The organism is Agrobacterium cavarae (assembly GCF_004310285.1).
Classification (GTDB): Bacteria; Pseudomonadota; Alphaproteobacteria; order Rhizobiales; family Rhizobiaceae; genus Agrobacterium; species Agrobacterium cavarae.
Window position 1 is genome coordinate 317,036 of record NZ_SISF01000031.1, and the last position, 16,616, is coordinate 333,651.

At 58.6% G+C, this 16,616-nt stretch carries 12 protein-coding genes; 8 read left to right on the forward strand and 4 right to left on the reverse strand.

Translation table 11 applies throughout. The annotated features are described in order from the left end of the window. Nucleotides 1-88 precede the first annotated feature (88 nt). From EYC79_RS14845 to EYC79_RS14865, 5 genes are all read left to right on the forward strand, one after another. Nucleotides 89-439 carry a P-II family nitrogen regulator gene (locus EYC79_RS14845; RefSeq protein ID WP_062424736.1) on the forward strand — a complete coding sequence of 117 codons (351 nt, stop codon included), beginning with the start codon at nt 89-91 and terminating at the stop codon, nt 437-439. A 28-nt stretch (nt 440-467) separates the two neighbouring features. After that, nucleotides 468-1,826 (forward strand): ammonium transporter, encoded by a 1,359-nt coding sequence (locus EYC79_RS14850; RefSeq protein ID WP_130978474.1) that lies wholly within the window; start codon nt 468-470, stop codon nt 1,824-1,826. A gap of 207 nt (nt 1,827-2,033) precedes the next feature. After that, on the forward strand, nt 2,034-4,664 hold the full coding sequence (locus EYC79_RS14855) for a DNA translocase FtsK (protein ID WP_130978475.1): 2,631 nt from the start codon (nt 2,034-2,036) through the stop codon (nt 4,662-4,664). Nucleotides 4,665-4,780: 116 nt separating this feature from the next. Beyond that, nucleotides 4,781-5,506, forward strand: a complete 726-nt coding sequence (locus tag EYC79_RS14860) for an outer membrane lipoprotein carrier protein LolA (RefSeq protein ID WP_162739587.1) — start codon at nt 4,781-4,783, stop codon at nt 5,504-5,506. Nucleotides 5,507-5,684: 178 nt separating this feature from the next. Further along, nucleotides 5,685-6,488 carry an exodeoxyribonuclease III gene (locus tag EYC79_RS14865; RefSeq protein WP_062444503.1) on the forward strand — a complete coding sequence of 268 codons (804 nt, stop codon included), beginning with the start codon at nt 5,685-5,687 and terminating at the stop codon, nt 6,486-6,488. Between the two features lie 114 nt (nt 6,489-6,602). On the opposite strand, the gene EYC79_RS14870 is transcribed toward EYC79_RS14865, so the two are convergent. Then, nucleotides 6,603-7,058 (reverse strand): cyclic nucleotide-binding domain-containing protein, encoded by a 456-nt coding sequence (locus EYC79_RS14870; protein ID WP_062444501.1) that lies wholly within the window; start codon nt 7,056-7,058, stop codon nt 6,603-6,605. Nucleotides 7,059-7,221: 163 nt separating this feature from the next. Next, nucleotides 7,222-7,905, reverse strand: a complete 684-nt coding sequence (locus EYC79_RS14875) for a response regulator transcription factor (protein WP_062424741.1) — start codon at nt 7,903-7,905, stop codon at nt 7,222-7,224. Nucleotides 7,906-8,046: 141 nt separating this feature from the next. Between EYC79_RS14875 and EYC79_RS14880 the strand changes: the two genes are divergently transcribed. Further along, on the forward strand, nt 8,047-8,592 hold the full coding sequence (locus EYC79_RS14880; RefSeq protein ID WP_130978476.1) for a L,D-transpeptidase family protein: 546 nt from the start codon (nt 8,047-8,049) through the stop codon (nt 8,590-8,592). 121 nt (nt 8,593-8,713) lie between these two features. Here the strand turns inward: EYC79_RS14880 and EYC79_RS14885 are convergent, their stop codons facing one another. Further along, a complete protein-coding gene (locus EYC79_RS14885; RefSeq protein WP_027673546.1) occupies nt 8,714-9,286 on the reverse strand; it encodes a CarD family transcriptional regulator in 573 nt (190 codons plus the stop codon). Between the two features lie 535 nt (nt 9,287-9,821). On the opposite strand from EYC79_RS14885, the gene EYC79_RS14890 reads away from it, so the two are divergent. Continuing rightward, on the forward strand, nt 9,822-14,585 hold the full coding sequence (locus tag EYC79_RS14890) for an NAD-glutamate dehydrogenase (RefSeq protein WP_130978477.1): 4,764 nt from the start codon (nt 9,822-9,824) through the stop codon (nt 14,583-14,585). A 147-nt stretch (nt 14,586-14,732) separates the two neighbouring features. Next, nucleotides 14,733-16,043: an MFS transporter gene (locus EYC79_RS14895; RefSeq protein ID WP_245495302.1), complete on the forward strand. Its 1,311-nt coding sequence runs from the start codon at nt 14,733-14,735 to the stop codon at nt 16,041-16,043. Here the strand turns inward: EYC79_RS14895 and phaR are convergent. Then, on the reverse strand, nt 16,038-16,616 hold the full coding sequence (phaR, locus tag EYC79_RS14900) for a polyhydroxyalkanoate synthesis repressor PhaR (protein ID WP_130978479.1): 579 nt from the start codon (nt 16,614-16,616) through the stop codon (nt 16,038-16,040). The two genes, EYC79_RS14895 and phaR, sit on opposite strands and share 6 nt — an antisense overlap.

Here is a 16,616-nt window from a genome sequence, read left to right on the forward strand (position 1 = left end):
GCACGCCCTTTGAATATAGAGTGTCAGTCGCTGTTACTGATCTGCCAGCGGCAAGGAGAGTCGGCTCCATGCCGAGCACAAACAAAGGATGGGAAACCAGATGAAAATTGTGATGGCCATTATCAAGCCGTTCAAGCTGGATGAGGTGCGCGAGGCTCTCACCGCGCTCGGCATTCAGGGCCTGACCGTAACCGAAGTGAAGGGTTACGGACGTCAGAAAGGACATACCGAGATTTATCGCGGTACCGAATATGCGGTCAGCTTTCTTCCGAAGCTGAAGATCGAGATCGCGGTGGCGTCCGACGTGGTAGAAAAGGCAGTCGATGCAATCGCATCCGCGGCCAAGACGGGGCAGATCGGCGACGGCAAGATTTTCGTCTACTCGATTGAACAGGCAGTGCGCATCCGCACCGGCGAAACGAACACAGAAGCGCTTTGAGCTCGGCTGACAGGGGAGTCCTCAGATTATGAACTTCAAGAAAATTTCCACACTCAGCGCCTTGGGCGCCGGTGCGGCAGCCCTCCTGGCGCCGGTCATATCCTTTGCGCAGGACGCTGCTGCCCCCGCAGCAGCAGCAGCCGTTGCCGCCGTTCCGGACAAGGGCGACACCGCCTTCATGTTCCTGTCCACCATCCTGGTCCTCTTCATGGCCGTTCCGGGTCTTGGCCTGTTCTACGGCGGTCTCGTTCGCGCCAAGAACATGCTGTCGGTTCTGATGCAGTGCACGGTCATTGCCGCCACCGTCATGATTGCCTGGGTCGTCTACGGTTACTCCTTCGCCTTCGGTGGTTCTGAAAGCCCGTTCTTCGGCGGTTTCGCCAAGCTCTTCCTCGCGGGTGTGACCAAGGACACGACCGCTGCGACCTTCTCGCAGGGCGTCGTCATTCCGGAATATATCTTCGTGATGTTCCAGATGACCTTCGCGGCCATCACGCCGGCACTGATCATCGGCGCCTTCGCGGAACGCATCAAGTTCTCGGCTTCGGTTCTCTTCTGCCTGCTTTGGGTTACCTTCGTCTACTTCCCGATTGCCCACATGGTCTGGGATGCCAAGGGTTACCTCTTCGGTCTCGGCGCCCTTGACTTCGCTGGCGGCACGGTCGTTCACATCAATGCCGGTGTCGCCGGTCTTATTGGTGCGATCATGGTCGGCAAGCGTACGGGCTACGGCAAGGACATGATGGCTCCGCACTCCATGACGCTGACCTATGTCGGCGCTGCCATGCTGTGGGTCGGCTGGTTCGGCTTCAACGCCGGTTCCAACCTGGAAGCCTCCGGTGGTGCAATGCTTGCAACCGTCAACACCTTCATCGCCACCGCTGCCGCCATTCTCTCCTGGTGCGTGGTTGAAAGCTTCACGCGTGGCAAGGCTTCCATGCTGGGTGCTGCTTCGGGCATGATCGCTGGTCTCGTTGCCATCACGCCTGCTGCTGGTATCGTCGGCCCGATGGGCGCGATCGTCATGGGTGTGATCGTTTCGCCGCTCTGCTACTTCTTCGTCTCCGTGGTGAAGAACAAGTTCGGTTACGACGACACCGCGGACGTCTTCGGCGTTCACGGCATTGGCGGCATGTTCGGCGCTCTGGCGACCGGCATCTTCGCAAGCGCCTCGCTTGGCGGCGTCGGCTATGCCGGCGAGCAGACCATGGGTGGTCAGTTGATGGTTCAGATTCAGGCCGTCGTCATCACCATCCTGTGGACGGGTATCGGCTCTGCGATCCTCTACAAGATCGTCGACATCATCGTCGGTCTGCGTGTGCCGGTCGAAGCCGAACGCGAAGGTCTCGACCTCGCATCTCACGGCGAAGCTGCCTACCACAACTAAGATCGGTCGGTGCCGTTTACGCACTCGAACCTCATCATCGAAGCCCGGCGATCGTCTCGCCGGGCTTCTTTGTTTTCGGTGGGCCAGGCTTGGTAAACGAGTTTTTCCGTGGTTAATGCCACATTAACCACCATGTCGCTATTTTGCCCTGTCATCCCTGCTTCGGTCACGAAGCTCCGGAAAAACTAAGGACGACAGGTTCAACATATGGGCAGAGTGAATTCTCCGACATTCGAGGGCCGCGACAATCGCTTCGTGCTGACGGCATTCGTCGTGCGACAGATCATGGCGCTGTGTGGTTTTGCCGTTCTGGCAGCGTTGGCGCTGGGCGTGACCGCACTGGCGACCTGGAACGTGGCCGATCCAAGTCTCTCCTACGCGACCTCCAACGAGCCTACCAATCTGCTCGGGCATAGCGGCGCGATCTTCGCCGATATCATGATGCAGTTTCTCGGGCTGTCGTCGCTGATTGCCATGTTGCCCATCCTGTCCTGGGCCTTCGTCTTGATTTCCGGCCGCAAACTAACCCGCATGCCGACCCGCCTGATGGCCTGGATTGGTGGCGCCTTCATTGCCTCTGCCTCGCTTGGATGTTTCCCGGCACCGCAGACTTGGCCGCTGCCCAACGGCATTGGCGGCGTGATCGGCGACATGATCCTGCGCTTTCCCGCGCTCTTCCTCGGCGCCTATCCGACCGGGACTGCTGCGACCGTTCTGGGCGCAATCCTGGCTGTGCCTGCGGCCTGGCTGATGCTGGTCGCTTCAGGTCTTCTCGGCGCATTCGACCAGGATGCGGAGGAGCCCTTCGCGCCACAGGCTGCCGTCAACAGCAAGGCCCGCAAGGTTCAGGAGATCGAAGAGGATGATGAGGATGACGGCGAGGGATTCCTTGCCAACTTCCTCGCTTTCGGCGCGCTGACCCATTACTGGTACACGACCCAGGCCCGGCTTCGGCGTATCTTCGGTTTGAAGCCCAAGTCGCTCGCCAATGAGTTCGAGCAGCCCTACGACTTCAACGATTACGAATTTGGCACACTGAACGAGCCGTCACGACTGAAGACTGCGATCAACCGTCTGGAAAGGGCAGAGCCTTCCTTCGAGGAACGGGCAGAAGCGCGTGCACGCAGGCAGGCACCTTCCGTCAACGACGATCTCGACGAGCCGCCATTCGATGACGAGGACAGCTTGCCCGATGGTGTTCTCTCCGGCGACGCCCCCTTTGCTCCACGCCCGGCACCAGGAAGCCCGACGCGTATTACCGCACCACCGTCGCGGCCGAAGCCGAGCGAGCGGGTTGCACGCGAAGCGCAAACCTCGTTCATTTCGCCAGATGGTTTCCAGGTCCCGTCGATCCATCTGCTGGCCGAGCCCAAGAATGTCGTCAAGGACAACACGCTGAACGCGGACGTTCTGGAGCAGAATGCCCGGCGGCTTGAGGGCGTGCTGGAAGACTTCGGCGTCAAGGGCGAGATCATCCATGTGCGTCCTGGCCCCGTCGTGACGCTTTATGAACTTGAACCGGCGCCCGGCATCAAGTCGTCGCGCGTTATCGGTCTGGCGGACGATATCGCCCGCTCGATGAGCGCGATTGCCGCGCGCGTCGCCGTCGTTCCTGGCCGCAATGCCATCGGTATCGAGCTTCCCAACCGCACGCGCGAAACGGTGTTCCTGCGCGAGCTCGTCGGATCTCGTGATTTTGAAAGCAGCAAGGCCAAGCTCCCGATGGCACTCGGCAAGACAATCGGTGGTGAAGCCGTCATCGCCGATCTTGCCAAGATGCCGCATCTTCTCGTGGCCGGTACCACCGGCTCTGGTAAGTCGGTCGCGATCAACACCATGATCCTGTCGCTCGTCTATCGCATGACGCCAGAACAGTGCCGTCTGATCATGATCGATCCGAAGATGCTCGAACTGTCGATCTATGACGGCATTCCGCATCTGCTCTCGCCTGTCGTCACCGATCCCAAGAAGGCCGTCGTCGCGCTGAAATGGACCGTGCGGGAGATGGAAGAGCGCTACAAGAAGATGTCGAAGATCGGTGTTCGTAACATCGATGGCTTCAACACCCGCGTTCAGCAGGCGCTCGACAAGGGCGAAGTCCTGACGAGAACCGTGCAGACCGGCTTTGACCGCCAGACCGGCGAAGCCATGTATGAGACGGAAGAATTCGATCTGAAGCCGCTGCCCTATATCGTCGTCATCATCGACGAAATGGCCGACCTGATGATGGTCGCCGGCAAGGATATCGAAGGCGCGGTGCAGCGTCTGGCGCAGATGGCACGTGCCGCCGGCATTCATGTCATCATGGCCACCCAGCGCCCGTCCGTCGACGTCATCACCGGCACGATCAAGGCAAACTTCCCGACGCGCATTTCCTTTCAGGTCACCTCCAAGATCGACAGCCGCACCATCCTTGGCGAGCAGGGCGCAGAGCAGCTGCTCGGCATGGGCGACATGCTCTATATGGCAGGTGGCGGGCGCATCCAGCGCGTCCACGGTCCCTTCGTTTCGGACAATGAAGTGGAAGAGATCGTCTCCTACCTCAAGACCCAAGGTTCGCCCGATTATCTCGAAGCGGTCACCGAAGAGGATGAGGACGAGGATGGCGGCGGCCCTGCCGGCACCGGCAACATGGCAGAGTCCGACGACCCTTATGACCAGGCCGTCGCCGTCGTTCTGCGCGATGGCAAGGCCTCGACCTCCTACGTTCAGCGCAGGCTCGGCATCGGTTACAACCGCGCTGCGTCGCTGATCGAACGGATGGAACAGGAAGGCATTATCGGCCCTGCAAACCATGCCGGAAAGCGCGAAATTCTCGTGCCGACGGAGAATGATTAAGCCACAATCGTCTAACGCTCGACCGCCAGTTGGTCTTTGATACCAATTGCTTGCGTGCAGGTTCGATAGCCGCAACCAGGCGTGTGCTTTCAGCGTTATAGCCGTCGCTCCATGTCATGAAGCCGCCGTGTTTTTTCGGCACATGGGATGCGATGAAGGAGAACAGAATGAAGAATACCCGCTCGGTCGTTTCCGCTCAGCATCCCGGCCTTGAGAGCAGCATGACGCGGCGAGGCGTGATGACGCTGTTTTCGGCAGCGGCCGCATCTGTAGCGCTCTCGCCCATTGCCGCTTTCGCGCAAGGGGCAGGAGACGGCGTGACGGCGCAGAAGATCGCCAACCACTTCTCGTCGGTCAAGACGATGATGGGCGAGTTCGTTCAGTTCGGTCCGCGCGGTGAACAGACAGGCGGCAAGTTCTATATTTCGCGTCCGGGCAAGCTTCGCTTCAACTATGAAGACCCGTCGCCCATGCGTGTGATCGCGGATGGCCGCAACGTCGTCATCGGCAACATGAAGCTGAAGACCTGGGACATCTATCCGCTGTCCAAGACACCACTCAGCCTGCTTCTTGCCGACAAGATCGACCTCAGCAATCAGAAGGTTCGCAGCGTCAAGGAAGAGTCCGACCTGATCACCATCGTTCTCGGTGACAAGAGCATCTTCGGCGATTCGACAATCACACTGATGTTCGATCCGAAAACCTTCGATCTTCGCCAGTGGACGACGACGGATGCGCAGAACAAGGACACGACCGTGATGATCTTCAACGTCCAGACGGGCGTGAACCTCGACGACAAGGTCTTCAACATCAACTACGAAGAGGTCCGCAAGCGCGGTTGACCGCGAGACAGCAGAAAGCGTTTCCAGTTTTCTGCCCTCTTGTTATAAGCCTGCTCCTACAGCATCGGCCCGGAACTCGGAATCGATTTTCGGGCCGATGCATAGTTCAAGGTAAAGTGCCCTTTGTGCGTCCCATAGGACGCACGGCGCTTTAGCTGCATAAGACGGAGCGTGAGGCATGACTTTCTCGATAACCACCTGGAACATCAACTCGGTGCGGCTGCGCATGCCGATCGTCGAGCAGTTTCTGGTGCGTTACAAGCCAGACGTTCTCTGCCTGCAGGAGACCAAGTGCCCGAATGGCGAGTTTCCTCTGAAGCCCCTGCGGGCGCTCGGCTATGAGCACATCATCATTCATGGACAGAAGGGCTATCACGGCGTTGCCATCGCCTCGAAGCTGCCGCTGACTGAAGATCACCGTCAGGATTACTGCAAGGTCGGGGACGCCCGCCATATCTCCGCTCTGGTTCAGGTCGGTAGCCGCCGCATCCGCCTTCATAACTTCTACGTGCCGGCAGGTGGCGACGAGCCGGACCGGTCGATCAATCCGAAATTCGGCCACAAGCTCGATTTCGTCGAGGAGATGAAGGTGCTGAGCGCCGACGCGACACCTGGAGCATCGTCGATCCTGGTTGGCGACCTCAACATAGCGCCGCTCGAAAACGACGTCTGGTCGCACAAGCAACTGTTGAAGATCGTCAGCCATACGCCTGTCGAGACAGAAGGTCTGCTGGAGGTGATGAAGCGCGGCAACTGGCTCGACCTGATGCGGCTCAACGTGCCGGAAACGGAAAAGATCTACACCTGGTGGAGCTACCGCGCCAAGGATTGGGAAGCTGCCAATCGCGGCCGCCGTCTGGACCATATCTGGTCATCGCAGGATCTCGGTCCCTCGCTCGATCGGATCGAAATCCTGAAGGAAGCGCGCGGTTGGAACAGGCCGTCCGATCACGTTCCGGTGACGGCCCACTTCAAGTTCTAAGCATGTCGCGCAAAAGTGTGGAGCGGTTTTGCGATAACGACATGCGACAAAACAAGGACTTAAAGCGTAGGGAGCGAATCTGAAAGATCGCGACACGCTTTGATAGCAAAGCGGTTACAGAAACCGGTTCTGCATCGCAGCCGCACTTGTGGCAAGTGCGGCGATGTTGCCACGGATGCGCTCGGACACGACCGCGGCAACATCCGGGAATTCCTCGATCATGCGATGGAAGAGGATACGGGTGATGCGGATGACTTCGGAATCCTCGCGCGCGACCGCGGTGAACTTGCGTTCGCAGAGCGTGAAAAGCGCCAGTTCCGAGAGAAGACAGCCGCTACCGACGGTGGCCTTGACCTCTCTTTTGCCGTCACGCTCTTCGGTCCAGAGATCGAAGCGTCCATTGCATATGACAAAGGCGCATTCGGCGGGAGAGTACTGGCGAAACAGCATATGCCCCGCGGCAATGCGCCGCCGCTCGGCACCGAAGGCGATCAGGCGAAGCTGGTCTTCGCTGAAGCCCTGGAACAGCGGCACCTGCGCGAAAAGCTTGATATCGTCGTTCAACGCCATGGGCTGATCCACCTGGGAAATGCAAGTCGGATGCCGCGCCGCTCAGATTTGAGGTAGCGCGGTTCAACCCGTTTTCGACCAATGCGGACTCCAAGACAAGAGCGGATCAAGAAAATCGCCCGTTAAGCGCCTCGCGTCCAATAGGACGTAGCAAACAGCGCCCTTATGGGACGATCTTGTAGCCGCCGTTTTCGGTCACGAGAATTTCGGCATTGGAGGGGTCGCGCTCGATTTTCTGGCGAAGACGATAGACGTGGGTTTCCAGCGTGTGGGTGGTCACGCCGGAATTGTAGCCCCAGACCTCCTCCAGCAGCACGTCACGGGTGACGACGGCGCTGCCGGCGCGGTAAAGGTAACGGATGATGGCCGCTTCCTTTTCCGTCAGACGGATCTTCTTTCCATCTTCTGTCGTCAACAGCTTCTGGCTCGGCTTGAACTGGTAGGGACCGACGGTAAAGACCGCGTCTTCGCTCTGCTCATATTGGCGCAGTTGCGCGCGGACGCGGGCAAGCAGCACGGCAAAGCGAAAGGGTTTCGTCACATAGTCGTTCGCGCCGGCCTCAAGACCAAGGATCGTGTCGGAATCCGTGTCGTGACCGGTGAGCATGATGATGGGAGACTTGAAGCCGTTCTTGCGCATCAGCTTCACCGCTTCGCGCCCGTCCATGTCCGGCAGACCCACATCCATGATCAAGAGATCGACCTGAGTGGATTTGACCGTCTGGATAGCAGCATTGGCGTTCGCCCCCGTCAGAAGCGAAAACTCTTCATAGGGGGAAAGTTGTTCGGCAAGGGTGTCGCGCAGATCGTCGTCGTCATCAACAAGAAGCAATGTACGGGCCGTCATAGAGTACCTTCGCCTTTCTCTTTTAATTTTCAAACCAATTCAGCGGTTTGCGCGCTTCGCGTCAACCCTTGTGCAGCAATAACGGCGTGCTATGACGTTCGGGTGAAGCATCTTCAAAGCAAAATCTCGTGAAAAAGAGTGATGACCAGAAAGATTGAATTCCGAACGTTACCACCCAAGCTTCTCGTCCGCCCGTCACCATTGAACCCAAGTCGAGCGATCGTTCAGCTTGGTCATTTAACGTTTCAGGCTGCGATTGGTCGCAATGGACGTTCCGTTTTCAAGCGAGAAGGTGACGGCAAAACGCCGATCGCTCAGATGCCGCTGCTGTATGGCTTCATCCGTGGTGAACGCATACGCGCCGTGCAGACGCGTCTCTCGTTGCGCCGCGCGGTGAAGTCGATGTTGTGGTGCGATGCGCCAGGTGACCCAAACTACAATCGGCTGGTCAGAGCGCCATTCAAGCCAAGCCACGAAGAGATCTGCCGGGAAGACCGGCTCTATAATGTCTGTCTGGTGCTCGACTGGAATGTCAGATCCAGGCAGCGCAATCGCGGCTCGGCCATCTTCATGCACATGATCCGCCCGGGCTACGAGCCGACCGCCGGCTGCGTTGCGCTGCACCCCAGAGACATGCGCCGTCTTCTGCCCCATCTTCGTCCGGGACAGATTATCCAGGTTCTATAAGCACTTGCGTGAAGAATGATTTGTCGAGAGGCCCTCAACACAGAATGGCCATCTTTGCGAAAGAAACAAAAAACCCGCCACGAGGCGGGCGGGTTTTTTGACATTCTGTAGGTGAAAAGCCTTATGCGGCTTCTTCTTCCGGCGCATCGTCTTCTTCGACGGCCTTGCCGCGCTTGGGGCCCTTGTTGAGATTGACTTCAACGAGGCGAACAGCTTCGGTTTCGGACATCTTGTTCACGGCTGCGATTTCGCGAGCCATGCGATCGAGAGCTGCTTCGTAAAGCTGACGCTCGGAGTAAGACTGCTCAGGCTGGTTCTCTGCGCGATAGAGATCGCGAACCACTTCTGCGATGGCGATCAGATCGCCGGAATTGATCTTTGCGTCATATTCCTGCGCGCGACGCGACCACATGGTCCGCTTGACGCGCGCCTTGCCCTGAACAACCTTCAGCGCACGCTCGACGAAATCCCCTTCGGACAGCTTGCGCATGCCGATGCTGACAGCCTTGGCGACAGGCACCTTGAGGCGCATCTTGTCTTTCTCGAAATCGATGACGAAAAGTTCGAGCTTCATGCCCGCGACTTCCTGTTCTTCGATTGCCGAAATGGTACCGACACCGTGAGCGGGATAAACGATCGCTTCTCCGGTTTTAAAACCGTGGCGCGCTGGAGATTTCTTTTGCTGGGTCGTCATTCGTTTTTTAAACTCCCTGTTACATACACCCGGGGGTTTCCGGGGTCGGGTCGGTCAGGCCCGGATGAGACGGGGGCAAGCCGTCAGGTGACTCCGCACTGGTCCAGCCGAGCACGCAAAAAGAAACCATCTTGCAATCCGGGGATCGACAACACAAAAGTAGGATATGTCACGGAAACCGCGTGCAATTGATGACTTGCTTTCGAGGTGTTTTAGGGCACGATAGTGCCGCGCTGTGGATCAGTTTTTCCTGTCTACCACAAAAATAGGTGGAAATCAATAATTTGCTTGCACCGTGGCGACGGAGTCACAACCTGCTTTACCGAGGCGTTAACAGAATCACCCCGGTAAACGCCTGATTACCAGCGCTGATCCATCCCGAATCGATTAAATTCTTCGCGCCCCGCCAATTTGTCGATTGCCACTTAAACTATTCATAATTCCGCGCCAATATCCGATTCGAATTTGGGAAAAATCACGATTTTTCTCCCTTTTATCGCCGAAACGCGGATATTTTTGGAAGAAAGAAGGCAAAATGGGCTACCGGAACAACCCAAAACGCGACAAACAGCTCGAAAAAGCCAAAAAACTGGCAGAGGCCACCGGCAAGCCATTCCTCGATCCCAATACACTTTTTAGTCGTGCCAGCACGGACGACGTGGAGCACTATTCGCCTGAGATGTTGGCGCTGGCTGCAAGACATGCTTTGAGCGAACTTTCCCATTGGAAAGCTGATCGCCCCTATATCGGCATCGCCCAGGTTGATGGGGTCGCGCCGCGTAACGTGCCGGTCTCCATCCTGACGATCGTCGGGCGCAACATGCCCTTCCTCTACGACTCCGTCATGGGCGAGGTGACCAGCAGCTATCGCAGCCTCTACCTTGCGGTTCACCCCATCATGGTGGCGGATGCCAAGGCGACCGGCGGCTACAGGCTGGCCGATCCGGAAACAGACGCGCCGCAAGACAATATCAGCCTGATACAGCTGCACATCGCGCCTGTCGCGCCGCAAGCAGCCGAGGCTCTGAAGGAGCGGCTTCGCTTCGTTCTCGCTCAGGTCCAGTCCGCCTATAGCGACTGGAAGCCGATGCTTGCCAAGCTTGATGAGGCGCTGAACGAATTGAAAGAGCGCGGATCGTCGCGCCGCAAGGCCGACCGCACCGAGGCCGCCGAGTTTCTCGAATGGCTGCGCAAGGACAATTTCACCTTCCTCGGCATGCGCGACTACAGCTATTCCGGCAAGGGAAGCTCCGCCAAGATCGAGCGCGGCGATGGCGTCGGTCTGGGCATCTTGAGCGATCCGGATGTGCGCGTGTTGCGGCTCGGCAAGGATGCGGTGATGACGACGCCGGAAATTCTGGCGTTTCTGGATGGTCCGGACTTCCTCATCGTCACCAAGGCCAACGTCAAATCGCTTGTCCATCGCCGCGCCTATATGGATTATATCGGCATCAAGCGCTTCGATGCAGATGGTAACGTGATCGGCGAGTTGCGCATCGTCGGTCTCTTCACCGCCACGGCCTATACCCGCTCGGTCCATGAAATCCCGCTTCTGCGCGCCAAGGCCTTGGAGGTCGAAGAGCATTTCGGCTTTGACCCCAACAGCCACTCGGGACGCATTCTGCACAATACGCTCGAAGCCTATCCGCGCGACGATCTCTTCCAGATCGAAACCGATCTTCTGGTCCGCTACACCGAACAGATCATGGAGCTTGCCGACCGCCCGCGGGTGAGGGTGCTTGCCCGTATCGATCGTTTCGACCGCTTCGTCTCCGTCATCATCTATGTGCCGCGCGAGGAGTATAATTCCTATGTGCGCGAGAAGATCGGCGACTATCTCGCCCGCGTCTATGACGGCCACATCTCGGCCTATTACCCCGCCTTCCCGGAAGGCGCTCTTGCCCGCGTCCACTTCATCGTCGGGCGCAGCAACGGCAAGACGCCGCGCATCGCGCAGGACCGGCTGGAAGATGCCGTCAGCGATATCGCTGCGCGCTGGATCGATCATTTCACCGCGCTTTCAGAGCCCGGCGCTCCGCTTCTCGATGTCGACCAGGCTTATCAGGAGGCCTTTACGCCGGAAGAGGCGATCGGCGACATGCCCGATATCGTCGCGACCGCCAAGGGCGAGCCGGTCCGCATCGAGTTTTACCGGACAGCTGAGCAGGCGGAGAATATTCTCTCGTTGAAGATCTTCCACCGCGACGGCCATCTGCCGCTGTCGCGCCGCGTGCCGCTTCTGGAAAATCTCGGCTTCAGCGTCATCAGCGAACGGACGTTCGACATCGGTGTTGTCTCCGGTGAAAACACCGATCTCATTGTCCTTCACGACATGGAGCTTCGGGTCCAACCAGGCGTCACGCTCGATCTCGCCATCATTGGGCCAAGGCTTGAAGAGGCGTTTCTCTCCGCCTTCAATGGCACCGTCGACAATGACAATTTCAACCGCCTGATCGTTGCCGCCGGACTGACGGTGCGCGAGGTTTCCGTGCTTCGCGCCTATGCGCGCTATCTGCGCCAGACGGGCATCGTCTACTCGCAAGAGCATATTTCCGAAACACTGTTCAAATATCCGGTCATTGCACGCAGAATTTTCGATCTTTTCGCCCATGGCTTCGATCCGAAGCTTGGCGAAAAACCGCGCCTGCGCAAGCTCTCCGATCTGCACAAGGCGATCGAGGCCGATCTTTCCGGCGTACCCAATCTCGATGAGGACCGTACACTTCGCCGTTACGTCAACGCCGTCGATTCCACGCTGCGCACCAACTATTTCCAGCGCAACGAGGACGGTTCGCCAAAGGCGATGCTGGCCTTCAAGTTCGATCCCAAGCTTCTTGATGGCCTTCCCGATCCGCGTCCCTTCCGCGAAATATTCGTCTACGGAACGGAAGTGGAAGGCGTCCATCTGCGCTTCGGAAAGGTGGCGCGCGGCGGGCTTCGCTGGTCGGATCGCGGCCAGGATTATCGCACCGAAGTGCTCGGCCTCGTCAAAGCTCAGCAGGTGAAGAACGCCGTCATCGTACCGGTCGGTGCCAAGGGTGGCTTCTATCCGAAGATGCTGCCCGTCGGTGGCAACCGCGATGAGATCTTCAATGCCGGCAAGGAGGCTTACAAGACCTATATCCGCACGCTGCTCTCCATCACCGACAATATCGTTGGCGATGATCTTATTGCGCCCGCGGATACCATGCGTCTCGATGGCGACGATCCCTATTTCGTCGTCGCGGCCGATAAGGGAACGGCAACCTTCTCCGATACCGCCAACGGACTTGCGCGTGAGGCGGGCTTCTGGCTCGACGATGCTTTTGCCTCTGGTGGCTCTGCCGGTTACGACCACAAGAAAATGGGCATTACCGCCCGAGGCGCCTGGGAAACCGTCAAGCGCCACTTCCGGGAAATGGATACCGATATACAGACGACGCCATTCAAGGTCGTCGGTGTGGGCGATATGTCCGGCGACGTCTTCGGCAATGGCATGCTGCTCTCGGAAAAGATCGAACTGATCGCAGCCTTCGATCACCGCGATATCTTCATCGATCCGACGCCGGACACCACCCTTTCTTTCGCGGAGAGAAAGCGGCTCTTTGAACTGCCGCGTTCCAGCTGGCAGGATTACGACCGCTCGACCCTCTCCAAGGGCGCGATGATCATTTCGCGTGCGGAGAAATCCGTGACCCTGACGGCGGAAGCTGTTGCCGCAATCGGCATCGACAAGACGGTGGCAACGCCCTTCGAGATCATGACGGCGATCCTCAAAGCCCCCGCCGATCTCCTGTGGTTCGGCGGGATCGGCACCTATGTGAAGGCTGCGGTGGAAACCAATGCCGAGGTGGGGGACCGTGCCAACGATCCGATCCGGATCAATGCAACGGAAGTGCGCGCCAAGGTTATCGGCGAGGGGGCCAATCTCGGCATCACCCAGAAGGGCCGTATTGCCTATGCGCTGTCCGGTGGGCGCTGCAACTCGGATGCCATCGACAATTCCGCCGGCGTCAATTCCTCAGACGTCGAGGTCAATATCAAGATTGCGCTGGCATCCGCTGTGAATGACGGCCGTCTGACATTGCCGAAGCGCAATCAGTTGCTCGCCTCGATGACGTGGGAAGTGGCGCAACTGGTGCTGCGCAACAACTACCTCCAGTCTTTGGCCATCTCGCTTGTCGAGCGCAAGGGGACCGGCAACCGCGAAGAGTTGGGCCGCCTGATGGCAGCACTGGAATCCTCCGGCCAGTTGAACCGCAAGGTAGAGACCCTGCCGAACGATGCGGAGTTCAACGAACGCTATGCCGCCGGCAAGGCGCTGACCCGGCCTGAAATTGGCGTCCTGTTGTCCTATGCGAAGCTGACGCTGTTCGACACGCTGGTGGCCAGCACCCTGCCGGATGAGCCTTATCTGCAGCATCTGCTGACGGATTACTTCCCGAGCAAGATGCAGAAGACCTATGCGGGGGATATTGCAAGCCACCGCCTGCACCGCGAAATCGTCGCCACGGCGCTGGCCAACCAGGTCGTCAATCGTGGCGGTCCGGGCTTCGTGCAGAAGCTGGTGGATGCAAGCGGCCTGCTTGCTCCAGCCGTCGTCAAGGCAGCGATGATCGTCGAGGATGGTTTCGGCCTGAAGCGGCTTTGGAGCGAGATCGATGCGCTCGACGGGCAGATTTCGGGCGAGGTGCAGAACGATCTCTATGCCAGGGTCATGCAGATCTTCGGCGATGCGACGCGGCTCTATCTTCAGACGGCCGGTACCATCACCGGCGCCATGCAGGATGAGATCGAGCGCTTGAAAAGCGCAATCAAGACGCTTTCTCCGGCAGCGGCGAAGTATCAGGAGGAGATCGGTCTTCCCGAGACCGACGGCGTTTCTCACGCGCTGATCAAGGAACTGGAGACGTTGCGCCTGCTCGTCTACGTGCCGGAAATCATGCTGATTGCCGATCAGGCCGGCACGACATTGGCGCGTGCGGCGGAAAGCTACGCGGCCGTCTCCACCACCTTCCGCGTCGCACGGCTTCTCGATGCCAGCCAGCGGGTCAGCCCGGCTGATCATTATGAGAGCCTCGCTCTGCTGCGCAGCCAGGACCAGATCGCCTCGTCCCGCCGCCGCATCGTGGTTTCGGCGCTGACGGATTACGCGAAAGAGAAGAACCCGGTGCAGGCCTGGTATGCAGCCGATCGTGTGCGCGTCAATCGCATCGTCTCCGAACTTGCCGCACTCAGCGATAGTGGCGAGACAAATCTGGCGCGCCTCACCGTTGCCGCCGGTCTGCTTTCGGATATAGTCCAGACCAGAAGCGTCTAAGGTTCAACAGCGAAATGACCCGGCTGTAAAAGCCGGGTCGCCTGCATGCGGAAAGGCAATCCATTGAGTTCTTCTTTCCGTGCGACAGAATCGGTCGAGCCCACGGCCGATGCGCCAAAAACGGACGCCAAGGGCATCTGGGGTTGGATGCTGTTCGATTGGGCAGCGCAACCCTTCTTCACCGTCGTCACCACCTTCATCTTCGGGCCTTACTTCGTCGCCCGGCTGACGGATGATCCGGTCTCGGCGCAAACGCTCTGGAGCAATGTCGCGACCATCTCGTCCGTTGTCATCGCGATCTTCTCGCCGATCCTTGGATCGATTGCCGATCAGTCCGGGTCGCGAAAACCCTGGATCGCGTTTTTTGCCGTCATCAAGATCGCCTGTCTTGCGATGTTATGGTTTGCCGCGCCCGGATCACCGGTGCTATGGCCGGCCCTCTTCATGATCTTCGCCTCGATTGCGGCCGAGTTCTCCATCGTCTTCAACGATTCCATGATGCCGCGTCTGACGACACCTGAAAATGTCGGGCGGATTTCCAACACCGCCTGGGGGCTGGGCTATCTTGGCGGCATGATCGTGCTGATCTTCATCGTGCTGTTCATGGCGGCCAGCCCACAGACGGGCCTTACCATCATCGGTCTGCCACCGCTTTTCGGTCTGGATCCGGCAACGGGAGAGGACGCCCGCGTCACCGGACCGATCGCCGCGATCTGGTACTTCATCTTTATCCTGCCGATGTTCTTCTTCACGCCGGATGTGAAGAAGGGGCTGCCGCTTGCGCGGGCCGTGCGCTCGGGCCTGTCGGAGTTGAAATCGACGCTCAGGGAGTTGCGCCACCGCCCGCTCATCACGCGTTTCCTGATCGCGCGCATGCTCTATCAGGATGGCGTCAACGGGCTGCTCATCCTGGGCGGAGCCTTCGCCGCCGGCATGTTCGGCTGGGCGACGATGGAGATCGGCATTTACGGCATCATTCTCAACATCGTTGCCATTGGCGGCTGCTTTGCTGCCGGCCGGCTCGATCAGCGGCTCGGCTCGCGCACGATGATCATCATCAGTCTCGTGTTTTTGCTTCTCGCGACGCTCGGCATCATCTCGACGGAAAAGACATCGACGCTCTTCGGGTTGCTGCAATTCTCGACCGAGGAAACCCACGGTCTCTTCAGCAGCGGGGCGGAAAAGGCCTATATCGTCTACGGCGTGCTGATCGGTCTTGCCTTCGGCCCGGTGCAGGCCTCGTCACGCTCCTATCTGGCGCGCAACGTCACGATTGCCGAAGCGGGCCGCTATTTCGGCATCTATGCCCTCTCCGGTCGCGCCACCAGCTTCATGGCAACGCTGATGTTCTCCATCGCGACCTATGCGACCGGCTCCGCCCATATCGGTATGGCGACACTGATCCTCTTTCTGGGAGCCGGATTGGTCCTGCTGCTCCGAGTCCCGAAGACCCTATAGCTGATCGAGCTTTGTCTGAAGGTTGCGCAGCTGCGCCTTCAGCTCGTCGATCTCCGAGGCGTCGGGCTTGCGCTGCTCCTTCGGCGTCGATGCGGGTGCGGCAAAGGGCGTGAACATCTGCATCGTCTGCTTGAAGAGTTCGGTGTTGCGCTTGATCTGCTCTTCCATCAGCTGGAAGGGAGCCGAGAAGTTCTTGGTCAGCGACGGGTCGCCGAAGGACTTGCTCATATGTTCCTGCATATGGCTCTGCTGCTCGGAGAAGGTCTTCATCGAGTGCTCGAGAAAGGTCGGCACGACCATCTGCATTTGATCGCCATAATAGGAGATCAACTGTCGAAGGAAGGCGGTCGGCAGAAGCGTATTGCCGGTCTTGGCTTCCTGCTCGACGATGATCTGCGTCAGAACGGCATGGGTGATATCTTCCGATGTCTTGGCGTCCTGAACCTTGAATTCTTCGCCGCGCTTGACCATCTTCGCCAGGTCTTCCAGCGTCACATAGGTGCTGGTCCCGGTGTTATAAAGCCGCCTGTTGGCGTATTTCTTGATAATGGTCTCGCCGCCATGTCTTCCCAT